This window comes from Nostoc sp. (assembly GCF_036916985.1).
Classification (GTDB): Bacteria; Cyanobacteriota; Cyanobacteriia; order Cyanobacteriales; family Nostocaceae; genus Nostoc.
The window spans coordinates 226,460-232,888 of the sequence record NZ_JBALFD010000062.1; the positions used below are offsets into that span (position 1 = coordinate 226,460).

The 6,429-nt window shown below is 42.3% G+C and carries 6 protein-coding genes and 1 pseudogene; 3 read left to right on the forward strand and 4 right to left on the reverse strand.

Annotation, left to right across the window (positions count from 1 at the left end; all coding sequences use genetic code 11):
- Nucleotides 1-4: 4 nt before the first annotated feature.
- Entirely contained in the window at nt 5-1,930 is a 1,926-nt protein-coding gene (locus V7L07_RS21140; protein WP_335060856.1) for an alkaline phosphatase family protein, read from the reverse strand.
- Nucleotides 1,931-2,842: 912 nt separating this feature from the next.
- On the reverse strand, nt 2,843-3,544 hold the full coding sequence (locus V7L07_RS21145) for a diacylglycerol/polyprenol kinase family protein (protein ID WP_335060857.1): 702 nt from the start codon (nt 3,542-3,544) through the stop codon (nt 2,843-2,845).
- A gap of 61 nt (nt 3,545-3,605) precedes the next feature.
- Between V7L07_RS21145 and yidD the strand changes: the two genes are divergently transcribed.
- The 3 genes from yidD (at nt 3,606) to ychF (ending at nt 5,404) form a co-directional block, all read left to right on the forward strand.
- A complete protein-coding gene (yidD, locus tag V7L07_RS21150) occupies nt 3,606-3,848 on the forward strand; it encodes a membrane protein insertion efficiency factor YidD (RefSeq protein ID WP_335060858.1) in 243 nt (80 codons plus the stop codon).
- Between the two features lie 191 nt (nt 3,849-4,039).
- Nucleotides 4,040-4,267 (forward strand): hypothetical protein, encoded by a 228-nt coding sequence (locus tag V7L07_RS21155; RefSeq protein ID WP_335060859.1) that lies wholly within the window; start codon nt 4,040-4,042, stop codon nt 4,265-4,267.
- Nucleotides 4,268-4,312: 45 nt separating this feature from the next.
- The gene (gene ychF / locus V7L07_RS21160) at nt 4,313-5,404 is read left to right on the forward strand and encodes a redox-regulated ATPase YchF (protein ID WP_335060860.1); all 1,092 of its coding nucleotides are present in this window, start codon (nt 4,313-4,315) and stop codon (nt 5,402-5,404) included.
- Nucleotides 5,405-5,573: 169 nt separating this feature from the next.
- On the opposite strand, the gene V7L07_RS21165 is transcribed toward ychF, so the two are convergent.
- Both V7L07_RS21165 and V7L07_RS33540 read right to left on the reverse strand, forming a co-directional pair.
- A complete protein-coding gene (locus V7L07_RS21165; protein WP_442936071.1) occupies nt 5,574-6,131 on the reverse strand; it encodes a hypothetical protein in 558 nt (185 codons plus the stop codon).
- Nucleotides 6,116-6,429 (reverse strand): annotated as a pseudogene (locus tag V7L07_RS33540) (hypothetical protein); the annotation flags it as partial. The gene V7L07_RS21165 and the pseudogene V7L07_RS33540, both read right to left, overlap by 16 nt.

Below are 6,429 nucleotides of genomic sequence, written 5' to 3' on the forward strand. Positions count from 1 at the left end.
TTTTTTATTCCTCGTACTCCCTGCGCTCTTGATCTATTCGGTATTTTTCTATTTGCAAGTCCCTACAGTCCAGTGGTAATGTCTGAGTTCTATCAATCTGAACACCTTGCAGTCGTTGAGGATTTAAACCTAGAACCTGTAATGTCGTTGGAGCAATTTGGGTGGTAGAAACGGTTCGACTTATAGTTTTACCTTGCAGATTATGGGAAAATCCAGTGCTACCGACAATTAGTGCTACGTGAGTGTCAGCATCAGTAAATCCACCATGCTCTGCACGCTTCTTGGTAGCATTACCAAAGAAATAGCCAGTTTTGAGTGGAACAATAATATCAGGGGTGCGTTCGTCTCTGACGTTGCCGAAGGTATCGCTTGTCCTTGGATCTCCCAATCCAGCATTGATGATGCTCTGACCATACAATACCTTCCCCTGAGCAGCAGCATCCTCAGTTGAAAACGCTACCCCAGTATTTGGATCAATCGTATTATCAAATGAGTAATTTTTGGACTTCAGCAGGGCTACTGCTTTTCGGACATCAGATGGATTTTTCAAGAAGATCAGCGATGAAGTATCCTGACCTCGCTCAGAAGCAATCTGGATGCCGTTTCTTACTAAGAGAGCGGCAACAGCAGTTAGGTTTCCATCGCCACCAGCAACACCAGTAACACTATCAAATGTACTGCTCAAACCAACAGTTGGATCTTTGACGGGATTTTGCCCGTGCTTGGCGGTCAAAATCACCAAAGTTGAACTATCTAATCCTTTCTTTTTCAGTTCATCCAAAATCAGACCGATGCTAGCATCAGTGTGAGCTACTGCACTTACGAGGTCAGGACGGGCATTGCCATTAGAGTCAATTCCGCCACCATTAAATTGAGAGGCAGTCTCTTTCTCGCCGACGCTCACAGCTTGGAAATTCAAGCCAAAAATTGCTGGAGTGCCTACTTTTATAGTGCCGGAATCGTTTAATCCATCAATCTCGTTTAATATCTGCTTAACCTTGAGATCATCGTAGGCTGAGGTTGTTGCTACACTTGTGAATTGGTTGGCGCTGAAACCAGCAGGTGGAGCCTTAAACAGAGCCGGATTACCCTTTGTCCCGTCGTTAAAGAAAGTGGACGTGAGTTGAGAGTTGGTGTTGGAGTAAGGAGTACCTGTTGATTGATCGACTAAAGCCCCAAGGGTGTTGGGGAGAAGTCCTGGCTTAGTTGGATTAATCGCCACTGCTGCGTTAATTTCTAGTGAAGAGTAATCGCTAATGCTACCAACCCGACCCGTTGCCAAATTAAACTTCGTTGGGTCTTGTGTATTTCCAGCGAGGATGGTGTAAGCTGCGGGATGCTTGTCAGACCAAGCAGTACGGAGTCCTGCCGCGCTAGCTACGTCAAAAATGGTGTTTACCTTTAGGTACTGGTTGGGGTAAACAGGGTTGCCATTGCGATCGACTGGTAATTGGGTTTTATCAAATCCCTGACCGCCATCTAAAGTGCCACCCTTACCATTATTCCAAGATGCATCGCTAGTTTCATCAAATTCTACTACAGTACCTCGTTTGGCGGTTCCTGCGGCGATTTGGGCAGCAGTGGTGCCTGGAGCATACAACGCACGACTGTAGGAAAGATCATAAAATACACCAGTCGTGCCGGGGTTAGCACCAGTGATATAGTTTAGCTCCCCAGGGAAGGAATCTGATGGTGCAGAAGTAAAAGCATTGGTGTATGTCACACCTTCTCTCTGCAACCGCTTGATATTTTTCAAAGAAGATTGCAGATTAGCAACTGATAGATCCCAGTTGTGCAATCCATCAATCGAAATAATCAGAACATGACTAAAGCGGGCAGTTGTATTTCCGAAACCGATTGCTTGGACACCAGGAATCAGGGTGTTGCTAACAACCGCCGTCGTCAACACCCCAAAAAGCGTTTTCTTCATTGTGTGTAACTAAATTGGAAAAATGGCTTGTAATTTCAAAAATCTGCAAAAATTCTGAATTCAAGGGCTACTTCTTTTGGCAATGGCTCTCGCCTAGCATTTATCAAAGACTCCAAGAATCAACCCATTGAGAGCATTGAAGAGACAGAGCGAAATATATTCACAGATATTGATTACAAATATGCGCGGGTATTAAATGCTTGCAGTGGGTTTTACGTGATTTTGCTGGTTATTGGGAAGCACAAATTTGATTAAATCAATAACAATGTAAGCAATGCAAGTAGGCTGAATCTTGCTTTACCAAATCTTTATAATCACTTCTGATGTAGCAAAAATATATTCAGAACGATTTAACGCCGTTCTAGCAATCACCCAGATGAGCAGTAATTGTTAATTCCCATTTTTACAAGGCTTCAGAGTTAGGGAATTTCCAATTCCGTAATAATTTTCTGCCTAGTTTTTTTGAAGTATTAGCCAAGTTAAGGATTTGTTAATGTTTAATTAATCTGATAATGCAATCAAAAATGGCGTTGTTGTACGAATAGGAAGGTGAACAATTTCAGCCTGATACCAAGTTGCAATAGATAGTATTATTTAGTAGAAGTAAAATCAGTGTATAGCTATGCCTCGTACTCGGATTAGAATCATTCCTCACCTGAATTACGCAGAATTAACCCAACGCTACCATCGTTGTAGAAACGTTAAAAAAAACACACCCGATGGTTAGTGATTCGTCTGTTGAGCAGGCATCCCCCAGTACGACCACTACTGAGCTTACCTTTGCTTCTATCTGATTACTGAATTACGTCTAATGTGAATTGAGGTGTGAAACCCTTGGCATCTCGTTAATGGTTTAAAATCTTTAATTTTGAACATGTTTGCTCAATTAGGAATAGTACATTAAAGCAATTACTAATTCAAAACTAACTGACTTAAAAAGAAGGCAAGGGCTGCACTGCCCAAAGGAACTGTCAAATTATCAATACCCAAAAATGAAACAGCTTCTAAAGCAGTAGCTAGAACTGCCACTATTAGCGATATCACCCAAGTTTGCCAACTGTTTCCTTGAGTTCCAACTAAAATCAAACTGCTGACGACATAGCTAACGAGCATCATAGTTAGGGAGCCTTCCCAACTTTTTTCTGTACCAAAAACTTGATACTTGTGTCTACCAAAGCGTTGCCCAATTAAGGCTGCTAGTCCATCTCCCCAAGTCATGATCAAAATTCCTAATGCTGCGTACTGGGGTTGTTGCAAATACCAGAACCAGGCAACTAAAATACCGAAACTGACGGAATAAAAAAACGTCCCTAAACTTTGCCGTCCGACGCTATTAATACCAGGAAGAATTGGTAATCGGTAGGATAATAAGGTGGTTGCACTCGCTAAAATAGAAGCTGTAATCCCTACGCTGGCGGGAATATCTAGCCACCAAGCGATTAAAATCACATTACCAGTGCCAATATGAACTATCTTTCGTACAATTTCTGGTTTGTCGGCAAAGCGGTTTACCAACCCTGCAATCAGGAGGATGAGTAACACCCAAAGTGCAGCCGACGCAATTTGCAGCCAGAAAACCGGAATTGAGGTGAAGTCAGAAAATGTAATTAACAAAGATGCGACAAAATGAAAATTTTTACCCCTGTTACTAATTTATAAGATTTGGGTAGCTGCAATGAAATTATTATTTATTTGGCTGATTCGGGGCTACCGAATGTTTATCTCGCCGTTGTTTCTCCCGACTTGTCGCTTTCAACCAACTTGTTCGATGTATGCTATTGAAGCTATTGAACGATTTGGAGTGTTGCGTGGTAGCTGGATGGCAACTCGGCGGATTTTGCGCTGTCATCCGTTTCATCCAGGTGGTTACGATCCAGTGCCAGAGGTTGAGGTGGTGGAAAAGGTGAAGGAGGAGTAGTTTTGTGCAAATGGTGGCGAATTGAAGATTGGAGTTTAAACGCAGAGGAGCGCAAAGGTAAGCGCAGAGGGACGCAGAGAATGACAAAATTATTAAAGGATGTGTTCGTGGGTATAGCTATTTGGGGAGATGTCAACAGATGAGGTTGTCATCTAGCGTGGGAAGGTTGAATAATTTAATTTAGACTTACGATGATTAATCTTACTGCGATTTCTATACCCGAACCACAAATTCCTACTCCTGGCCCGAGTCCGCTACCTAGCCCCAATCCTGAGCCGAATCCGCTACCTAGTCCCGAACCTGTACCGGGGCCAGCGATTCCTCAACCGTTACCGGGGCCTGTACCAGAAACAGTACCTACTCCTATTCCTCAAACAGTTCCAGCACCAATTCCCCAAACCATACCGGAACCTGTTTAGATTACCTTGGTAATGTAATCCAAAATCCCAAATCTAAAATCCAAAATGCTAAGAGCCGGAATTGTCGGACTTCCCAACGTCGGAAAATCTACTTTATTTAATGCTGTAGTTGCTAATGCCAAAGCAGAAGCAGCTAACTTCCCTTTTTGCACGATTGAACCGAATGTCGGCGTTGTCGCAGTACCGGATGAACGGTTAAATGTTCTTGCTAAGCTTGCCAGTTCGGCACAAACTATCCCGGCGCGGGTTGAATTTGTAGATATTGCCGGTTTAGTTAAAGGTGCAAGTCAGGGTGAGGGACTAGGGAATCAATTCCTGTCCCACATCCGGGAAGTTGATGCGATCATCCATGTGGTACGTTGTTTTGAGAATGACGATATTATCCACGTTGCTGGTTCTGTTGACCCAGCACGAGATATTGAAATCATTAATATAGAACTGGGTTTATCAGATTTATCACAAATTGAACGGCGAATTGAGCGCACTCGCAAACAAGCTCGTACCAGCAAAGATGCACAGTTTGAAATCACAGTTTTAGAGAAATTAGCTGCGGCTTTAAATGAAGGTAAATCGGTGCGTCAGGTGAGCTTGAATGAAGAAGAAGCAGTAATCATTAAAGGACTGGATCTGCTCACTTATAAACCGATTATCTACGCCGCCAATGTCTCTGAGGATGAGTTGGCAACGGGTAATGATTTTGTAGAAAAAGTGCGGCAAATTGCAGCTACAGAAAATGCTCAAGTTGTGATTGTTTCTGCCCAAGTTGAAGCAGAATTAGTGGAATTACCAGAGTCAGATAAAGCTGATTTCCTCGAATCTTTAGGTGTGGAAGAAGGCGGCTTGAAATCATTGATTCGGGCAACTTACTTCCTTTTAGGCTTACGGACTTATTTTACCTGCGGTCCCAAAGAAACCCGCGCTTGGACAATTAATGCGGGAATGTCTGCACCTCAAGCTGCTGGCGTAATCCACAGTGATTTTGAGCGGGGATTTATTCGCGCCGAAACTGTTGCTTATAAAGATTTGGTAACAACTGGTTCAATGAATGCTGCAAAGGAGAAAGGGTTAGTTCGCAGTGAAGGGAAAGAGTATGTTGTACAGGAAGGGGATGTAATGTTGTTCCGATTTAATGTGTAGGGGTAATTAATTCGGTGGCCGTTATCAATCAGATAATGGTCAAACTACATCAAGTTGTGTAGGCTTTGCCCGCCGTAGGCATCGCCACCAACCAATAACTTGACAAAAATTTTAATATGTGTGCCTGCAAAGCGATCGCCAATAAACCAACAATTCTCAAAATTCTTGTTCAGCTACTTCCACACACAATGTATATATAAGAACGCAAATTTTCATCATCTGTACCCACAACCACACCGCCTTCTGCACCGGGAACAAGTTCTATACCTTCAATTTTGTGGTAATCAGAGCGGTAGAAGGGAACAAGTTGAGGGTTCGGTCGCCATGTAATTTTGCGATCGCATAATCCCAAGTAACCAGCAACATATACAGCTGACTGAAATGGCCCATCATCCCCTGCATCACTTGCTGAGGTGATGTAAACAATTCCTACTGGGTCTACTTTTAAATCAGAAATATGTCGTACATTTCCCTTTGGAAATGGCACTTTAAAGTTACCATAACCGGAGAAGCTAATTTCATAAGTATTTGAGTCAAATTCCCCAAAATAAATAGTTCCTGTTTCTTCTCCCTCTCCACGATTACCCCAAATAGCTACTAATTTACCATCTATATATTGCAAGCCAAATGCTTCAAAGTTACTTTTTGGGGGAATTGCTGGTAACTCAAATTCTTTGAGGACAGAGATATTTTTGGTTGATATATCTAATTTTAGATAATACAGCACTTCCGGCAGCTATGAGGTACATCCTCAAGTCTGAAAGCTTTGATAGGAGAGGGCAAGGAGAAAAACTGTATTGCATAATAGCCGGAAGCGCTGTAAGCTTTCCCAGAACTACTTAAAGCGATAAAATCAGAATTTGATTTTTTGGGAACCGATGTTAAAGATTCTAAGTCGATGGGTAATTGTGTGTTATTTGGCCAGTTCAATAGACATCTCCAAAATAGTATGTTTTGTGGTAAAAGAGCATCATGAGGTATTTTTTGACATAAACAATGAGTAATATACTGAATTACATTGAAGA

Excerpts from the sequence above, each read along its gene's own strand:
- V7L07_RS21155 (WP_335060859.1), top strand. The coding sequence starts at position 4,040 with ATGATTAATCTTACTGCGATTTCTATACCCGAACCACAAATTCCTACT.
- V7L07_RS21140 (WP_335060856.1), bottom strand. The coding sequence starts at position 1,930 with ATGAAGAAAACGCTTTTTGGGGTGTTGACGACGGCGGTTGTTAGCAAC.
- ychF (WP_335060860.1), top strand. The coding sequence starts at position 4,313 with ATGCTAAGAGCCGGAATTGTCGGACTTCCCAACGTCGGAAAATCTACT.
- yidD (WP_335060858.1), top strand. The coding sequence starts at position 3,606 with ATGAAATTATTATTTATTTGGCTGATTCGGGGCTACCGAATGTTTATC.